The organism is Streptomyces flaveolus (assembly GCF_000716535.1).
GTDB classification, from domain to species: Bacteria; Actinomycetota; Actinomycetes; order Streptomycetales; family Streptomycetaceae; genus Streptomyces; species Streptomyces flaveolus_A.
On sequence record NZ_JNWV01000003.1, the window covers coordinates 55441 to 71341 of the forward strand.

The following is a 15901-nucleotide window of genomic DNA, read 5'->3' on the forward strand; positions in this document are numbered from 1 at the left end:
CAGAGCCGACCGGTCCCACCGACCGCCGCCGGTGACGACACCCGCCGGAACCGACAGGTCCCACCGACCGCCGCCCATCACGACACGGGGCGGAACCGACCGGTCCCACCGACCGCCGCCGATGGCGACACCCGGCAGAGCCGGCCGGTCTCACCGACGACCGGCGGTGACGGCACTCGGCGGAACCGACAGGTCTCACCGACCACCGCTAACCGCGGCGGCCGGCCGGATCGCGGTCCTCCTCGCCGCGGACCGGACCGGAGCCGGCCGTTCCGGTGCGCGTGCCGGCGGCCGACGCCTCCGCCCGGTCGGCGTGGCCCGGCCACCAGGCCGCGTGGCCGATCAGGGCCGTGAGGCTGGGGGTGAAGAACATCGCCATGACGAACGCGGCCACCGCGATACCGAAGGAGACCGCGAAGCCCATCTCCGAGAGCAGCGAGTTGCCGGCCAGCATCATCGTGGCGAAGGTCGCCGCCAGGATGAAACCCGCCGCCGCCACGGTCGGCCCGGCGTGCCGGAGCGCCATGCCGGCGGCCTCGCGCGGCTCCCGGCCCGCGCGGGCCTCCTCACGCAACCGGGCGATCATGAGGATGTTGTAGTCGGTGCCGATCGCGACCACGAAGAGATACATGATCACCGGCAGCATGAACATCAGGCCCGGGTGCCCCTGCGCGTCCTGGAAGATCCACACGGTGGCGCCGAGGGTGGCGCCGAAGCCGAGGCCCACGGAGGCGATGAGGTACCAGGGCGCCACCACACTGCGCAGCAGCAGCCCCAGGATCACCATGATCAGGGCGGCGGCGACGGGGAAGACCGTCCGGTAGTCGTGGTTGACCGCCGCGTTGATGTCCTTGTAGATCGAGGACATGCCGCCGACGAGCGCCTTGGTGCCCTCGGGCGCCGCGGAGTGCGCGACGTCGCGGACCCGGCCCACCGCATCGATCGCCTTGTCCGTCGACGCCTCGTACTTGAGCGTGACGGTGAAGTCGGCGGTGGTGCCGGCCTTGTTCACTTGGGCCATGCGGGCGTTCGCGACGCCGTCCACGGCACCGAGCTTCTTCGCGTACGCGTCGAAGGCGGACGTGTCGAGCGGCTTGCCGTCGGTGCTGGACAGGTAGACGTCGGTCGGTGCCGCGGCACCCGCCGAGTAGGCCTTCTGCATCTCGTCCTGGACGACCATGGACTCCTTGGTCTTGGGCATGGAGCCCGACGCCAGGTCGAAGGTGGCCTTGTAGCCGAGGGTGCCGAGCGACAGGACGAGCAGGACGAGGCCGGAGACGACGGCGGTCAGCGCCGGGCGGCGCTGGACGCCCCGGCCGAGGGCGGCGAAGCGCGCGTTCTCGGGCTCCGTCTTCCAGGACTTGGAGGGCCAGAAGACCTTCGGCCCGATGAGCGAGACCACGGCCGGGATCAGGGTCAGGCCCGCGACCAGCGTGGCGCCGACCGCGATGGCGAGCGCCGGGCCCATCTGCTTGAGGAAGCCCAGCGTGGACAGCACCAGGGCGAGGAACGCGATGATGACCGCACCGGCCGCCGACGCGATGGCCTCGCCGACCCGGCCGACGGCGTTGACCATGGCCTCCTTGGGCTCGTCGCCGGCCCGCAGACTCTCGCGGTAACGGAATATCAGGAACAGGAAGTAGTCCGTGCCCACGCCGAAGAGCACGACGATCAGGATGGACGAGATCGAGCTGTTGGCCTCCAGCCCGAACAGCTTGGTGGCGTAGGCGATCAGCCCGTTGGCGACGGCGGACACCAGGCCGATCAGCACCAGGGGCAGGACGGCCAGGATCGGCGCCCGGAAGATGATCAGCAGGGTGATCAGGATGATCCCGAAGGTGCCGATGCCGATCAGCGCCTCGCCGCGCTTGGACGAGTCCTGCTGGTCGAGCGCCTGCGCGGCGGAACCGCCGAGCTTGGCTTCCAGGTCCGTGCCCTTGGCCAGTTTCTTGGCCTCGTCACGCAACTCCTTGGCCGCGTCTGCCTGTTTGGGCTGACCGGCGGTCTTGCTGTCCATCTGGACCAGGGTCAGGTCATACCTGCCGTCCTTGGACGGCCGGCCGGGGACGACCTTCTGTACCTGGTCGATGTGCTTCTCACCCAGCTCGGAAGTGATCCGGGTGACATCGCGCAGGTCGGCGGCGCTCAGCTTGCCGCCGTCGGTGCGCTGGTAGAGGACGAGCGCCGACGGCGTGAAGGCGCTGGGGAACGCCTTCTCCTGCAGTTGCGCCGCTTGGATCGACTCGTAACTCTTGGGCAGAAAGCTGCTCTCGTCACTGTTCGAGGGCAGGGTCGGAGCGGTGGCGACGATGGCCACCGCGGCGATCAGCCACGCCACGATCGTCCAAATGGGATGACGGACGACGGCGTTGCCTATTCGTCGGAACATGCGGAGGGTCCTCCTGGGAAGGAAGATCACCGCAGCCCGGGGAGCGGTCCCTGGCATCGGCGACCCCGACCGGCCCGCAACGAACGGCCGGTCGCATGGTTGTCTTGGCCTCACATCCTAGTGACCGTGGACATACATCTTCTCCTCGGATATGCGCGGCCCCCGCCGGAGGCGAGAACCGGCCGACTTTCCGGACAAGGGCGGGATGAGCTCGGGCGCCGCGGTCGTTGACAGGAGGGCGGGACCGACCGGCGGCGCCGTACCGAGGGAGCTGACATGACCGTCCAGGACATCGACCGCGTGGACTTCGTCAAGGAGTGGGAGGAGTGGCACCGGGCCAAGGAGGAGGCCCTGGCCGCACCGCACGGTTTCCTCGCCATCACCGGCCTGCACTGGCTGGGCCCCGAACCGGCTCGCTTCGACGACGCTCCCGGGGCCTGGTCGTCCGGCGCCGACGGAGTGCTGGTCGAGCTGGCCGAGGGCGAGGAACTGACCGTCGACGGCACGGTGGTGCGCGGCCGGCACGCGTTCGGGGTCGTCCCCGAGCGGGACAGCCGGTACGCCGGCTGGGGCGACGCCGTGCTCGAAATCGCCCGGCGCGGCGGCCACGACATCCTGCGCCCCCGCCACCCCGGCAACGCGCTGCGCACCTCCTTCCGGTACACGCCCGCCTACGCCCCGGACCCGCGCTGGGTCGTCACCGGCCGTTTCCTGCCCTTCGACGAGCCGCGGCCCGTCACGGTCGGCGCCGCCGTGGAGGGTCTGGAGCACGTCTACGACTCCCCCGGCCAGGTCGAGTTCGAGCTGTCCGGCGCACGGCACCGCCTCACCGCCTTCGACGGCAAGGGCCCCGGAGGTCTCATGGTGCTGTTCACCGACAGCACCTCGGGCGTGACGACGTACGCCGCGAACCGCTCCCTGCAGATCGCCGCGCCCGGCCCGGACGGCACGGTCGTCCTCGACTTCAACCGCGCGACGAACCTGCCGTGCGCCTACACCGACCTGGCGACCTGCCCGCTGCCACCCGCCGGGAACCGGCTGCCGGTCGCGGTCGAGGCGGGCGAGCGCATCCCTCTGGAGCGGGGCGGCCGGCCCTGACCCGCACCGCCCTCACCCGGTCCCGTCGGCCTGCGACCCCACCCGCCGCGGTCGGCGCCAGACGAACACCTCGGTGCTCGGGACCCGTTCGGCGAACCGGCCCGCCGGGGAGGCGCTGCCGAGCAGACGGCGCAGGTCCGCCTCGAAGGACTCCCGGTACGGGCCGAACAGGTGCGGAGCGGAGAAGGACATCGAGAACGTCCAGGCGACGACGTCGTCCGTGGTGCGTACGAGTGCCTGGCCGCCGGGTACGACGTGCCGCTCGGGGCCCGTGAATCCGGCCCCGGAGAACACCGCCGCCTCACCCCCCGGTGTGCCCTGCGGCAGCAGGCCGCGACCGGCACGGCGGACGGGGCCGAGATACCGCTGGACCAGATCGGCGATGCCGGCGTAGGGCACGGCCGGGTGCGGCAGGCCCGCGGTCGTACGGCGCTCGGTCTTCAGGTCGGCCAGGTGCACCAGTGCTCCGCCGGGCCGGAGCATGCCATGGACGGTCCGGGCCACCCGTTCGCGGTCGGTCCAGTGGAAGGACTGGGCGAAGACCGCCACGTCGAACGTGCCGAGGCCGGCCGGGAGTTGCTCGGCGCGCAGCCGTAGCCAGCGGGTCCTGGCGGCCGGTCCGGCGGTGGCGGCCCGGCGCGTGGCCTCGGTGATCATGCCGGGGTCCGGGTCCACGCCGACGGTCTCGCGGAACAGAGGGGCCAGGGGGAGGGTCACGGTGCCCGGTCCGCAGCCCACGTCGAGGAGGCGTCCGGTGCCGTCGGCCGCGAGCACCTCGGCGAGCCGCGGGACCAGCCCGGGGGCGTAGGGCAGCCGGCCCTGCTGGTAGTAGGGGGCGGCGCCCGCGAAGAGGGTCTCGTCCCACTCCCAGTCGGTCATCGTGGCCTGTGCCCTTCCGGTGGGGAGCGGTCGTACGGACGACGGTGATGGTGTCACGCCCGGGAGCGGCCGGTCCGCTCGGGTCAGCCGGACTTCCTGGCCCGCCTGCGCGGGGCCGCCGCCCGGATCTCCTCGGTCGCGGCGCGGAACGCGGGGGCCGCGCGGGCGAAGTAATCGAAGATCAGGGCGCGTTGGTCGGGTGTGTAGTGGGCCAGGACCTCGGCGAGACGGCGGCGGGCCGGGCCCACGACCTCCTCCACGTGGTCGAGCGCGTCCGGGACGGGTTCGACGTGCACGCGCCGGCGGTCGGTGGGGTCGGGCGTCCGGCGCGCGTATCCGGCGCGCTCCAGGCGGTCGATCAGCCGGGTGGTGGCCCCGGTGGTGAGCCCGGTGCGGGTGGCGAGTTCGCCCGAGGTCAGGCTGCCCTCCCGGGTGAGCAGGCTGAGCGCGTACCACTCCGAGGTGTGCAGACCCGCGGCCTCGGCGCTGGCCAGGCCCTGGAGGCCCACGGCGTCCAGGTACTGACGGAAGATCACGTGTTCGTCGTCCCTGCCGCTCCCGGGATTCGGCACGGTGGACCCCTTCCCAAATCTCTGCACACATGCAGATACTGTTCTCAGTAAGACTCTGCGCCAGTCTAACCATGAGGGGGACCTCCGTCATGCCCACATCGCACGACACCACCGCCGTCACCGCCGTCCTGGACGCACTGGTCGCCGCCTGGAACGAGCACGACGCCGACGCCTACGGCCGCCTCTTCACCGAGGACGCCACCTACGCCACCTATGTCGGCACCCTCTACCAGGGACGCCGGGACATCACCGAGAGCCACCGCGTGCTGTTCACGACCTTCCTCAAGGACACCCGGCTCGCGGACGAGGTCGTCGGCATCCGCTTCCTCGGGCCGGACACGGCGGTGGTCAGCGGACGCGGGGACACGTACAAGGGCAGGCGGCCCCGCCGGCTCGGCAAGGTGCAGACGTACACGCTGACGCGGGAGGCGGACGGCGCCTGGCGGATCGCCGCCTTCCACAACACCAAGCGCAAGCCGCTGACGGAGGCGGTCTCCTTCCGGTTCGCCCCCGGGCTCGTCCCCGCGGCCGGCCGGGTGTGACCGGGCGCCAGGTCCTCGACTTCGGGGCTCCGGCAGGGCCTGTCGTAAACCGTCCCGGCGGTTTGGTACGTGTCGGTACGGGTGGCTCCCGCGCCGCCTGGGAGACGGCCGCACGCGGGAGTCGGACGCGGCGGTCCGTGTCAGGCGGAGACGCCGGCGAGCGCCGCCGACTTCTGCTGGACCTCGGCGATCACACGGGCGCCCCGGTCCGCAGCGGTGTCCAGCCGGACGAGGACGGCCGGGGCCGCGATGGCGGGGAGGAGGTGGCCGTACAGCGCCGACATGCGGTCGTCCAGGTCGGCCCAGCCGGCCACGGCCTGCGAGACGAACTGCACGCCGATCCAGGCACCGAGGAAGACCTGGGCGGTCTCCTCGGGGTCCACGTGCGGCAGCACCTCACCGCGTTCCTTCGCCTCCGTCAGGACGCACGAGGTCATCCGGGCCCAGGCCGGCCAGGCACTGCCGAGGACGTCGCGGCCCTGGAGGTCGGCCGAGAGCCGGACGCCGGCGAGCAGTACCGGTTCCTGCGGCAGCCGCTTGGCGAGGGTCATGCCCGCGTCCACCCACTCCTGCAATTTGAGTTCCCGGGGCAGGTGGTACTCGGTCCTCATCTGCTCCTGCAGCACGCCCCGGGCGAGGGCCGCCTTGGAGTCGAAGTGGAAGTACAGGGCGCCCTTGGTGACACCGGCCCGGTTCAGGATCTCGGCGATGGTGGCGGCCGCGTATCCGCGTTCCGCGAAGACGGCGGCGGCCGCTTCCAGAACAGCACGTCGGGTCCGGACAGCTCGTTCCTGCTGCGCCATGGACCCTCCCCCAAGCTGAAAATTAAACCAAACAGCTCGTACCCTACCGCACGGCATCTCAACGGAAGGGCGGGCAAGGGCGGTTCACGCGGACTTGGCACATGCGCCTGACACAGGACGCCCCGGCCGTGGCAGAGGCCGGAATCCGCTTGCGGTGGGACCGGCGCGGCCGGTGAGCTGACCGGATGGACGGTGTCACGGAACCAGCGCGGTGGGCCCGGCCGGGACGAGACGGTGCGGTCCCGGCGCGGCCGGCCGCATGGCGCGGGCCGGCGGTGCTCGCGGCCCTCATGCTGGCCGCCTTCACCTTCAACACCGCGGAGAACCTGCCGATCGGCCTCCTGGACCTCATGTCCCACAGCCTCCGGGTGTCGCTGTCCGCGGTCGGGCTGCTGGTCACCGGCTACGGCGTGACGGTGGCCGTCGCCTCCCTGCCGCTCGCCCACGCCCTGCGGGCGGTGCCCCGGCGCCATGTCCTCACGGGGCTGCTGGCCGCCCTGGTCGTGTCCAGCCTGGTCGCGGCCGTGGCCACCTCGTACTGGCTGCTCCTCGGGGCACGAGTGCTGACCGCCCTCGCCCAGGCGCTGTTCTGGGCGGTGATGGGACCGGTCGCGGTGGGCCTGTTCGCCCCTGAGGTGCGCGGGCGTGTGGTCGGGGCCCTGTCCGTCGCCGGTTCGCTCGCCCTCGTGCTCGGCGTCCCCGCGGGGACCTGGCTGGGCCGGCAGCGCGGCTGGCCGGTCCCGGTCGCCTCCCTGGCCGTGCCGGGACTGGTCTGCCTCGTGACGATCGCCGTCCTGCTGCCGACCTCGCGTCCGGACGACGAGCCCGCCGCCTACGGCAGCAGCCCCGACGTCCGCCGGTTCGGTACCGTGCTCGCGGCCGGACTTCTCTCCGCCACCGGGGCGTTCGCGGGATACACCTACCTCGTGACGTTCCTGGACGACGTGAGCGGGTTCGCCCCGGGCACGGTCAGCGCCCTGCTCGCGGCCTTCGGCACCGCGTGTCTGGCGGGGGTGAGCGTCACCGCGGCACTGCTCGACCGCTTCCCGCATGCCGCGCTGCCCACGGCCGTCGCCACCCAGACGCTCGGCATGCTCGGCCTGTACGCGGCGGGCGACCGTCAGGTCATGGCGGTGGTGTGCCTGGTCCTGACGGGCGGTGCGCTCGGACCGGTGTTCATGACCGCGCAGAACGCGATGCTGCACTGGGCACCGGGCCGCACGGACCTCGCCCTCGCGGCGAACTCCGGTGCGTACAACGCCGGTATCGCGGCGGGCGCCGCGCTCGGGGGTCTGGTCCTGCCGCACGCCGGTGCGCGGGGGACCTTCCTCGCCGGTGGACTGCTGACGGCCGGGGCCTGCGCGGTGCTGCTGGTCGGCGGACGTCTGTCGGGGGGCGCGGGGGCGACGCGGAAGCGCGCCGACCAAAATGCTTCGCGCCGGACAGCACGGGGTCGCTACGGTCGCCCCGGCGCGGGAGACCCGTGACCACGGAACGCGACCGGATCGGCTACGGAGTCGTGGCGTCCCGTCGCGGCCGGGGCTACGCCACCGAGGCCACCCGGGCCCTGCTGTCGGACCCGGCCTCGATCCGTCCTGGAGAAGGCGCGCTTCCACCGGTCGGCCGCGGAAGACCCTGGCCCGCTTCGTGATGCACGACCCGGACCGCTCCCCGCGGTGACCCGGTGACCCTGGTGGGGCCGGCGGTGTGCCGCCGGCCCCACTCGGCCGGTCCGCTCAGGCGGCCGGTGGCGTGGCGGCCTCTTCCGCCGCGTCGAGCAGGCCGATCAGGGTCGCCCTCGCGCGGGCCACGCGGGAGCGGACCGTGCCGACGGGACAGTCGCTGACCTCGGCCGCCTCGGCGTAGGGCAGGCCGAGGAGCTGGGTGAGGACGAACGCCTCGCGGCGCTCGGCCGGCAGCCCTTCGAGCAGGTCCAGCAGCGCGATGCCGTCGTCGAATCCGGGCAGGCCGCGCGGCTGGGCGAACTCGACCGCCCGTTGCCAGTCCGCCGCGTCGGACAGCCTGGGTCGCGCGGCCGCGTGGCGGTGGCTGTCGGTCACCGCCCGGCGGGCGATGGACAGCAGCCAGGCGCGCGCCGAGGAGCGGCCCTCGAAGCGGTGCAGGCTGCCGAGGGCGCGCAGGAAGGTGTCCTGGGCGAGGTCGTCGACGGCCTGGGGATCGGCGCAGAGGTGGGCGACGTACCGCTGGACGTCGCGGTGCAGGGCGCGGACGAAGTGCTCGACCGCGCGCGCGTCACCGCGTCGGGCGGCCAGCGCCCACGCGGTTGCCGACTCGTCGGCGGCTGCCGTCCGGTCGTTGGCGGTCCGTGCTGCGGGCAGGACAGGAGTGATCACCTGGAGTCCTTCTCGGGTCGACCGTGGCCGGACCGGGGGCACGCCTGGGCACGGCCTGGTCCGGTGCGGGGAAGACGGCCCTACGACGCGCACGGGCAGCGGGACGGCGCGCCCAAACGAGGGCGCTGAGGTGTGACGGCACCCGGCAGGTGCCGCGAATGGCTGCGGCGCGGTGCGCGGACGTACGACCGTGGACCGAGGCGCTCGGGGGCGGCCTCGGTGTACCGGCTGTCCTCAGACGACAGCGGTCCCCGTGGGCGGCCCGCGCGAGGTGATCGCGTGGATGAGCAGGTCGAGGCTCGGCGCCCGGTCCGAACGGGGCCGGCGCAGGCGGAGGTCGGGGCGGTCGGCGGCGACGGGCTGGGCCAGCAGCAGGCGCAGCGGCGCGGCCAGCCATCCGGCCACGGCCCGCAGGATGCGGAAGGCGGCCTGCTCGCCGTACGCCAGCCATAGTCCGGTGAGGAGTGCGGCGAGCAGGTGCGCGGCGAGCATCCCGGACGCGGGCGGGCCGGCCCCGTCCATGGAGTGCGCCATGTGCCCCATGTTCATGGCGTCCATCGGCATGGATGCCATGTCCATGGACGCGGGGGTCCGCTCGGTCAGCGGGGGTGTGGCGCTCGGGGAAGCGGTCAGGGCGAGCGAGAACGCCGAGTGCAGGGCCGCCTGGACGGCGACGACAAGCGGCACGATCAGCGCCGGACCCCGCTCACGGCGGGTCAGGCACCACCCCGCAGCGCCGGTCGCGGCGAGGCCGGCGGCCAGCGCCCACGCGGGCACGTCACGGCCGGACATCAGGACGTGACCGAGGGCGGCGAGGACGACACAGACGGCCGCGAACACCGCGGTACGCACCGTGCGCACACCCCACCCCGCTGTCATGGCCCCCCATCCTCGCATCATGGCCCCGTTCGCCACGGGGAGATACGGAAACCGCCGGCCCCGGTACTCAACGGGCCCCCCGATGGCCTCCCCCGCCCCCGCGGACAGGTGTCGGACCCGGACCCGGGGGCATCCGGCGGTGTATGGATGCACAGTCATGGGCACTGCGGGGACGGTTCCGGGCGCGGCGCGTGGCGGACAGCCCGGTCATGGCCGCTGCCGCCCGGGCGGGCTTCGCCGCGCGTGGGCTGATCTACGTACTCGTGGGTGTCATCGCGGTCCGGATCGCCTTCGGCGGTGACGGCGGCGGCCGGCAGGCCGACCGCGGCGGTGCCCTCGGTGAGCTGGCCGGGCAGCCGTTCGGGTCGGCGCTGCTGTGGATCGTGGGTGTCGCCCTCGCCGGTATGGCGCTGTGGCGGCTCTCCGAGGCGGTGTTCGGCGGCTACGGCCCCGACGGGTCCAAGCTCTCCCGGCGGGCGGCGGCCCTGTTCCGTTTCGTCTTCTACTGCTTCGTGTCCTACTCGGTGCTCTCCTACGCGGCCGGGGACCGGGGCAGCGGCAGCGGTTCCTCCGACCGGCACACCGACGACGTCACCGCACGGGTGCTGGACTGGCCGGGCGGCCAGTGGCTCCTCGGGGTCGCGGGCGCCGCGGTGGTCGTCGCCGGGGTGTGGATCTCGGTGCAGGCCGTGCGACGGAAGTTCCGCGACAAGCTGCGGACCGACACGATGTCGGCCCGGGTCCGGCCGGTCGTGGAGGGTCTGGGGGTCACGGGCGGCACGGCCCGTGGCGTCGTCTTCGCCACGGCCGGTGTGTTCGCGCTCGTCGCCGCCGTCCAGCACCAGCCGGGGAAGGCCAAGGGCATGGACGACACCCTGCGCGCGTTCCGGGATCTGCCGGCCGGGCCCTGGCTGCTCGCCCTGGTGGCGCTCGGCCTGGCCGCGTTCGGTGTCTTCTCCTGGTGCAACGCGCGCTGGCGCAAGCTCTGATCCGACAGCCCGACGGCTCGACGGCTCGACGGCTCGACGGCCGGGTTCTCGGTGCCGCCGCTCAGGCGTCGGAGTCCGGCTTGTTCCGTGCCGCCGCGTAGGCCTGGGAGGGTGTCATGGAGACGCCGTCGAACGTGACCGTCCTGTAGGGGCTCACCTTGGCGCAGGTCTTGGCCTCGTCGGCGGTGGAGGCGTGGGCGCCTCCGACGGCGGCCTTCGTGTCGGCGGGAGGGGGCGAGGACGAGCCTCCCGGGTAGCTGGTGCCGCTGGGCCAGTCGCTGCCGATCACCAGGGTCAGGCCGCTGCCGGTGCCCTGCTTCAGATGGGACGGGGGCAGGCCGAGCGCCTTGGCGACCGTCTGGGCCGCGCCCTTCTCGCCGGTGCCGTAGGTGAGGGTGGTGCTCCCGGCGGGGCTGGGGGCGTTGGCGGTGGTCGTGGCGGAGCTGAAGCCCTGCCCGGTGAGGGCGGTCGCGAGGGCGGAGGCGCGGCCGGTGATGCCGGTGCCGTTCTCCACCGTCACCGCGATCTCGGCGGCGGGCACGGCGGAGGCGGTGGCCTTCGCCTTGGCGGTCGCGGAGGCCGCCGCGGACTTCCCTCCGGAGCCGGTCGTCAGGGACTGGTCGTCCGCGATGGTGGCGAACAGGCTCTTCGCGCCCGGGCCCACCACCACCCGGTCGCTGTCGCCCGGATCGGGTGCCGTCTGCATGGTGGTGAAGGTGATCCGTTTGGTGGGCACCTTGTTCACGTCGGCGGCGAGCGAGATCAGTTTCTTCACGGTGCCGAGGCCGTCGTCCACGGTCAGGGCCTTGGTGGCCGCGTCGGCGAGGTCGTAGACCGCGGTGGGGTCGGTGAGCGTGCCCGCGCTCTTGAACTTGCGGATCATCGCGCTGAGGAAGATGTGCTGCGAGACCGTACGGCCGAGGTCGCTGCCGTCGCCGAAGCCGTGCCGGGAGCGGACGAACTCTAGAGCCGCGACGCCCTTGAGGGTGTGGGTGCCCTTGGACAGCTTCAGGTGTGAGTAGGTGTCGTAGACGTCGTCGCTGACGCACACGGAGACGCCGCCGACCGCGTCGGACATCTTGACGACGCCGGAGAAGTCGAGCTTGACGAAGTGGTCGATGGTGATGCCGGTGAGCTGGTGGACGGTGGCCACCTGGCAGGCGGGCCCGTACTGCAGCGCGCTGTTGATCTGGCCGTAGTAGCCGTTCGTCGACTGCCCCGACTCACTGTCCTTGCAGGCCGGGACCTTGGTCATGGTGTCTCGGGGGATGCTCATCACGGTGGCGTTGGAGCGGTCGGCGGATATGTGCAGGACCATCTCCACGTCCGCGTTGCTGCCGGTCTGCACCCCGGTCTTCGAGCAGCCGCCGCCGAGTTTGCAGTCCGTCGCACTGGTACGGCCGTCGGAGCCCATGACCAGGATGTTGATGGGGGTGCGGCCGAACGCGTCGGCCTTCTCCTCACCGCCCTTGCCGTCCAGGGAGACGCTGTGGATGTTGCCGTTCAGGTGCTGGTAGAACCACCAGCCCGCGCCGGCGGTGACCAGGACGAGGACGGACAGACCGATCCCGAGGATCTTCAGCACCCGCCTGCCGCGCCGCACCGGACGGGCCCGTCGGGATCGCCTGCCGCCGCGCGCCCGCGAGGCCGCCCGGGCCGCCGCCCTGCCGCCCGGCGGACGCGCGTCGTCCGGGTCGGCCCCGCGCTGCCGGGGCACCCGCGCGCCGCGGCTGCGTGTGCCCTGGCCGGCCGGCCCGTCCCACGGGTCGCTCATCTTCCACTCCCCTGAACGGTCGGGCCTGTGGCACATCGGTTGCGTGGTTGCGCAATCTAGCAAACACATCGCCTGAACAGCACGGATGCACAGCCGATTCACAGGCGAGGCGTCTCATCGCGGGGCCGTCCGCCTTCGGAGCGGCACGGCAGCGGGAGTCTACGTGTCCTTGGTAAGCGTTCGACGTGAGTCCTGTGCCGGGACGGAGGCGGGGCACGAGCGCGCGGTCGGCCTGCCGACCACGGCGCGGATCAGGGCCACGGCGTCCGGGGCGTCGACGCGGTAGACCTGCCGCCGGCCCCCGCTGCGGGAGCGGACCAGTCCGGCGAGCTTCAGCTTCGCCAGGTGCTGACTGACGGCGGGCAGCGCACCGCCCACGCGGTCGGTGAGGTGCGTGACATCGCTCTCGCCCTGCACCGGCGCCCACATCAGACGCAGCCGGGCCGGGGCGACGAGCAGCCCGACGACGGCGGCGGTCGCGGCGAGCGCCTCGGCGGGCGGGTCCTCGAAGCCCCCGGCCCTCTCCGTCACAGCCGCTCCCGCCCCACCCTCGTCACGGCCGACGCTCAGCCGCCCACCCGGTGTGGGTACCCGCCCCGGGCCACCGAGGCAGGCTCTCGCGGGGGCTGACACTCGAGTCCGGTGAGCGGGCGCCCCTTGGTGACGGGCGGACACGCGGGCAGGCACCCCTGGGCCTACGGCCGGATCTCATAGACCACGGTGAAGGGAGTCTGCGCGGCCCGGCGGAACCGGGTGAAGCCGGCCTCGGTGGCCACCTCGCGGACCGCCGCCTCGCCTGACTGTGCGCCCAGAGCGTAACCGCCCTGTTGGGACAGGGCGTTGGGCACGCACAGAAACGTGGAGCCGCTGTAGTACAGCCGGCCCACCGGATGGAAGTTCTCCTCGATCCGGTCGGACGCGAGCGGCTCCACGAGAAGCCACGTTCCGTCCGCGGCGAGCGCCTGGCGTACCCGTCGTGCGGCACCCAGCGGGTCGCCCATGTCGTGCAGGCAGTCGAACATGGCCACCAGGTCGTAGTCCGCTCCCCCGAAGGTCTGCGCGGTGGCCACCTGGAAGCTGACCCGCCCGGCGACGCCGGCCTCGGCGGCCCTCTCGCGCGCCAGCGCGATCGACTCGCCGTGGTAGTCGGAGCCCACGACCTCCGTCCGCGGATACGCCTCGGCCAGCAAGATCGACGACGAGCCGAGACCGCATCCCACGTCGGCGACCCGGGCCCCGGCGCGCAACTTGGCGTCGACCCCGTCCAGCGCCGGGATCCAGTTCGGGACCAGCTCGGCCTCGTAATTGGGGCGGAAGAAGGCATCGACCCCGACGAACACCTCGTCATCGTGCTCATGCCAGGCAACGCCCTCGCCGGTGCGGAACGCCTCGGCGATGCGGGGCTCGGCGCGCAGCATTCCGAGGGCGAAGCGGAAGGCAGCGGCGACGTTCGGACCGTTCGGGTCAGCCAGGCAGAACGCCTGCTCCTCGGACAGCGAGAACCGGCCGGTCGCCGCGTCGTACTCGGCGTATCCGCCGGCGGCCTGGCCGCGCAGCCACTCGGTGAGGTAGCGCGGATGGCAGTGCGTGCGTTCGGCGAACTCCTCGGGTGTCGCCGGGCCCTCGGCGAGCGCCTGGTAAAGACCGAGCCGGTGCCCCAGCGCGATGGTCCCGGCGGCCTCGGTCGACGCGAGGTCGGTGACGAAGTGGTCCAGGAACTTGTCGATCCCCTCCTGATCCATCCCGGTACCTCCTTCCCGCCGGCCGGCTGCGGCCGACACACCGGGAAGGCTCAGGGCTCGGCTTGTCACCGTGAAGTTCCCGGCCACATCAGCCTATGTCCGGCACCGGCCCCACGCCCTCCCGGGCCGCGCGGCGCGGAGTGCGCCGGGTGCGGAGGGCTCGCGCTCCTCGCCGGGGCGGAGGGGTCGCGCCCCACGCCGGGGCGGAGGCGGGGCACCGGCCCTCCTGTGCGTGGACCGGTGCCCCCGGTGTCCGGCTCGCTCGCGGGCCTACGGCAGCTTCACGAAAGGTGCCAGGAAGGCGCGGGCGCCGGGAGTGTCCAGGCGGTAGGTGACGTTCGTGGCGTAGCAGGGGGTGTCACCGGTGATGGTCGTGGCGGCGAGGACGTTCTTGCCGCCGATGACGGCGAAGTTGGGCCCGCCGGAGTCGCCGTAGCAGGCACCGCCGTTGCCCTGCGGGGCCGTCATGCCCAGCCGGGCCCAGGAGTCGTTCAGGGCGTCGAACGTGACCGGAGCCTTCATGCGGACGCCGCCGCCGGGGTGGGTCTGGCCGCCGGGTCCGTTGACGGCCTCCTGGGTGCCGTACCCGGCGACGAACCAGTCGGTGGAGTTCAGCCCCTGCGGGCCGAGGGCGCCGAGCTGGTTCGCGGTCGGCAGGGCGGCCGGGGTGAAGGACCAGCGGGCGGCGACCTTCGCGGCGGGCAGTTCGACGACGGCGATGTCGTGCGGGTCCGAGGCGGGGCCCGGGTAGTCGGGGTGGGTGTGCGCGGTGCCCTGGACGGCGACGGCGCCGGCCTGGGCGGCCGGGTCTTTCGGGTACTTCTTCGCGGCGGCGTCGAGTCCGGCCTGGACGTCCTGGTCGAGCGAGACGAAGAAGCGGACGCCGGCCGGCCAGTCGCTGGTGCAGTGGGCGGCGGTCAGGAAGGTGTCGGCGTCGACCATCGTGCCGGAGCACACCCAGTCGACGCGGTCCGGGGTGGCCGGGTCGCCGTCGTCGTCCCAGGTGGCAACGAGCGCTCCGACCTCGGTGCGCTCGGGCGCGGGCGTGGCGTTGTACGAGTTGATCGCGGAGGAGGGCAGCGCGGCGGCGAGCACGGTGGCGCAGGCGGCGGCGGTGACGGCGGTGACGCGTACGGCTCTCAAGAAGAACCCCTTCACTGGGTGGTGTGGGACAGGTGTTCTCCTGCGGGGGTAGGGAGCATTGAAGTGGGCCGGGCTGCGCGGGACAAGACGGCCGGGCGCGGCAATCCCCACGCTGTCGACGGTCACCCGGGTGTGCGCCGGGGCACGCCGGGGGTCGACCTGCATCCTCCGGGCGATCCTGGGCAGCCTGTCGGAGAGGGAAGCTCTGGGCAAGGATCGGGTGAGCGTGGACGAGGGACGCGTGGCAGACACGGCAGACACGAACGAACAGGCGGGGCCGGAGCCGCTGGCGGTCACCCGGACCGACGTCGGCGGTGCCACCGTCGTCACGGTGACCGGCGAGGTCGACCACCACACCTCCGGCGTGCTCCGCCGGGCCCTCGCCCCCGCGGACCCCGACGGCGCGCGCACCGTCGCGGACCTCAGCGGTGTGCCGTTCATGGACTCCAGCGGCATCAACGTCCTCATCGCCGCCCATCAGTCCCACGGCCCGGGGGGCTGGCTGCGCCTGGCGGGCGTACGGCGTCCCGTGCTGCGGACCCTGGAGATCGTCGGCCTCACACCTCTCCTCGCCTGCTACCCCAGCGTCGAGGACGCCCTGCGGGGCTGACGGGGGTCGGACGTCCCGCATGCGTGGCCGTTCCCGAAGAGTTCCGAGCCTGTGTATCCGCCGGGACGACACCGGTGCTGCCGAACGAGGCGTTGTGTGACGGAGGTTCACCACGGGCCGGCGGTGT

Annotated in this window: 15 protein-coding genes; 5 read left to right on the top strand and 10 right to left on the bottom strand. The window is 72.9% G+C overall.

The genetic code is table 11. The features are described from left to right. Window positions 1-208: 208 nt before the first annotated feature. Window positions 209-2389, bottom strand: coding sequence for an MMPL family transporter (locus OO52_RS02750; protein WP_030640525.1), 2181 nt, complete (start codon window positions 2387-2389; stop codon window positions 209-211). A 276-nt stretch (window positions 2390-2665) separates the two neighbouring features. Between OO52_RS02750 and OO52_RS02755 the strand changes: the two genes are divergently transcribed. After that, window positions 2666-3487, top strand: coding sequence for a DUF1684 domain-containing protein (locus OO52_RS02755; RefSeq protein WP_030640526.1), 822 nt, complete (start codon window positions 2666-2668; stop codon window positions 3485-3487). 12 nt (window positions 3488-3499) lie between these two features. On the opposite strand, the gene OO52_RS02760 is transcribed toward OO52_RS02755, so the two are convergent. Next, window positions 3500-4366, bottom strand: coding sequence for a class I SAM-dependent methyltransferase (locus tag OO52_RS02760; RefSeq protein ID WP_030640527.1), 867 nt, complete (start codon window positions 4364-4366; stop codon window positions 3500-3502). Between the two features lie 83 nt (window positions 4367-4449). Beyond that, complete coding sequence (locus OO52_RS02765) at window positions 4450-4938, bottom strand: MarR family winged helix-turn-helix transcriptional regulator (protein ID WP_030640528.1); 489 nt, start codon at window positions 4936-4938, stop codon at window positions 4450-4452. A gap of 89 nt (window positions 4939-5027) precedes the next feature. On the opposite strand from OO52_RS02765, the gene OO52_RS02770 reads away from it, so the two are divergent. Then, window positions 5028-5480, top strand: coding sequence for an SgcJ/EcaC family oxidoreductase (locus OO52_RS02770; RefSeq protein ID WP_030640529.1), 453 nt, complete (start codon window positions 5028-5030; stop codon window positions 5478-5480). A 140-nt stretch (window positions 5481-5620) separates the two neighbouring features. Here the strand turns inward: OO52_RS02770 and OO52_RS02775 are convergent, their stop codons facing one another. After that, window positions 5621-6283, bottom strand: a complete 663-nt coding sequence (locus tag OO52_RS02775; RefSeq protein ID WP_030640530.1) for a ScbR family autoregulator-binding transcription factor — start codon at window positions 6281-6283, stop codon at window positions 5621-5623. A gap of 290 nt (window positions 6284-6573) precedes the next feature. Here OO52_RS02775 and OO52_RS02780 point away from each other — a divergent pair, with 290 nt between their 5' ends. Continuing rightward, the gene (locus tag OO52_RS02780) at window positions 6574-7770 is read left to right on the top strand and encodes an MFS transporter (protein WP_234339351.1); all 1197 of its coding nucleotides are present in this window, start codon (window positions 6574-6576) and stop codon (window positions 7768-7770) included. A 249-nt stretch (window positions 7771-8019) separates the two neighbouring features. Here the strand turns inward: OO52_RS02780 and OO52_RS02785 are convergent, their stop codons facing one another. Both OO52_RS02785 and OO52_RS02790 read right to left on the bottom strand, forming a co-directional pair. After that, window positions 8020-8637 (bottom strand): sigma-70 family RNA polymerase sigma factor, encoded by a 618-nt coding sequence (locus OO52_RS02785; RefSeq protein WP_030640534.1) that lies wholly within the window; start codon window positions 8635-8637, stop codon window positions 8020-8022. A 234-nt stretch (window positions 8638-8871) separates the two neighbouring features. Continuing rightward, window positions 8872-9516, bottom strand: a complete 645-nt coding sequence (locus OO52_RS02790; RefSeq protein ID WP_030640536.1) for a hypothetical protein — start codon at window positions 9514-9516, stop codon at window positions 8872-8874. Between the two features lie 209 nt (window positions 9517-9725). Between OO52_RS02790 and OO52_RS02795 the strand changes: the two genes are divergently transcribed. After that, the gene (locus OO52_RS02795) at window positions 9726-10505 is read left to right on the top strand and encodes a DUF1206 domain-containing protein (protein WP_030640538.1); all 780 of its coding nucleotides are present in this window, start codon (window positions 9726-9728) and stop codon (window positions 10503-10505) included. Between the two features lie 61 nt (window positions 10506-10566). Here OO52_RS02795 and OO52_RS02800 read toward each other — a convergent pair whose 3' ends face one another. The 4 genes from OO52_RS02800 to OO52_RS02815 all read right to left on the bottom strand — a co-directional run bounded on the left by OO52_RS02800 (window position 10567) and on the right by OO52_RS02815 (window position 15164). Then, complete coding sequence (locus OO52_RS02800; protein WP_231406598.1) at window positions 10567-12279, bottom strand: LCP family protein; 1713 nt, start codon at window positions 12277-12279, stop codon at window positions 10567-10569. A 159-nt stretch (window positions 12280-12438) separates the two neighbouring features. Next, window positions 12439-12810, bottom strand: coding sequence for an ArsR/SmtB family transcription factor (locus OO52_RS02805; protein WP_030640542.1), 372 nt, complete (start codon window positions 12808-12810; stop codon window positions 12439-12441). Window positions 12811-12974: 164 nt separating this feature from the next. After that, a complete protein-coding gene (locus OO52_RS02810; protein ID WP_030640545.1) occupies window positions 12975-14021 on the bottom strand; it encodes a class I SAM-dependent methyltransferase in 1047 nt (348 codons plus the stop codon). 270 nt (window positions 14022-14291) lie between these two features. After that, window positions 14292-15164 (bottom strand): trypsin-like serine protease, encoded by an 873-nt coding sequence (locus tag OO52_RS02815; protein WP_030640547.1) that lies wholly within the window; start codon window positions 15162-15164, stop codon window positions 14292-14294. A 241-nt stretch (window positions 15165-15405) separates the two neighbouring features. Here OO52_RS02815 and OO52_RS02820 point away from each other — a divergent pair, with 241 nt between their 5' ends. After that, a complete protein-coding gene (locus OO52_RS02820; protein ID WP_234317074.1) occupies window positions 15406-15774 on the top strand; it encodes an STAS domain-containing protein in 369 nt (122 codons plus the stop codon). Window positions 15775-15901 lie beyond the last annotated feature (127 nt).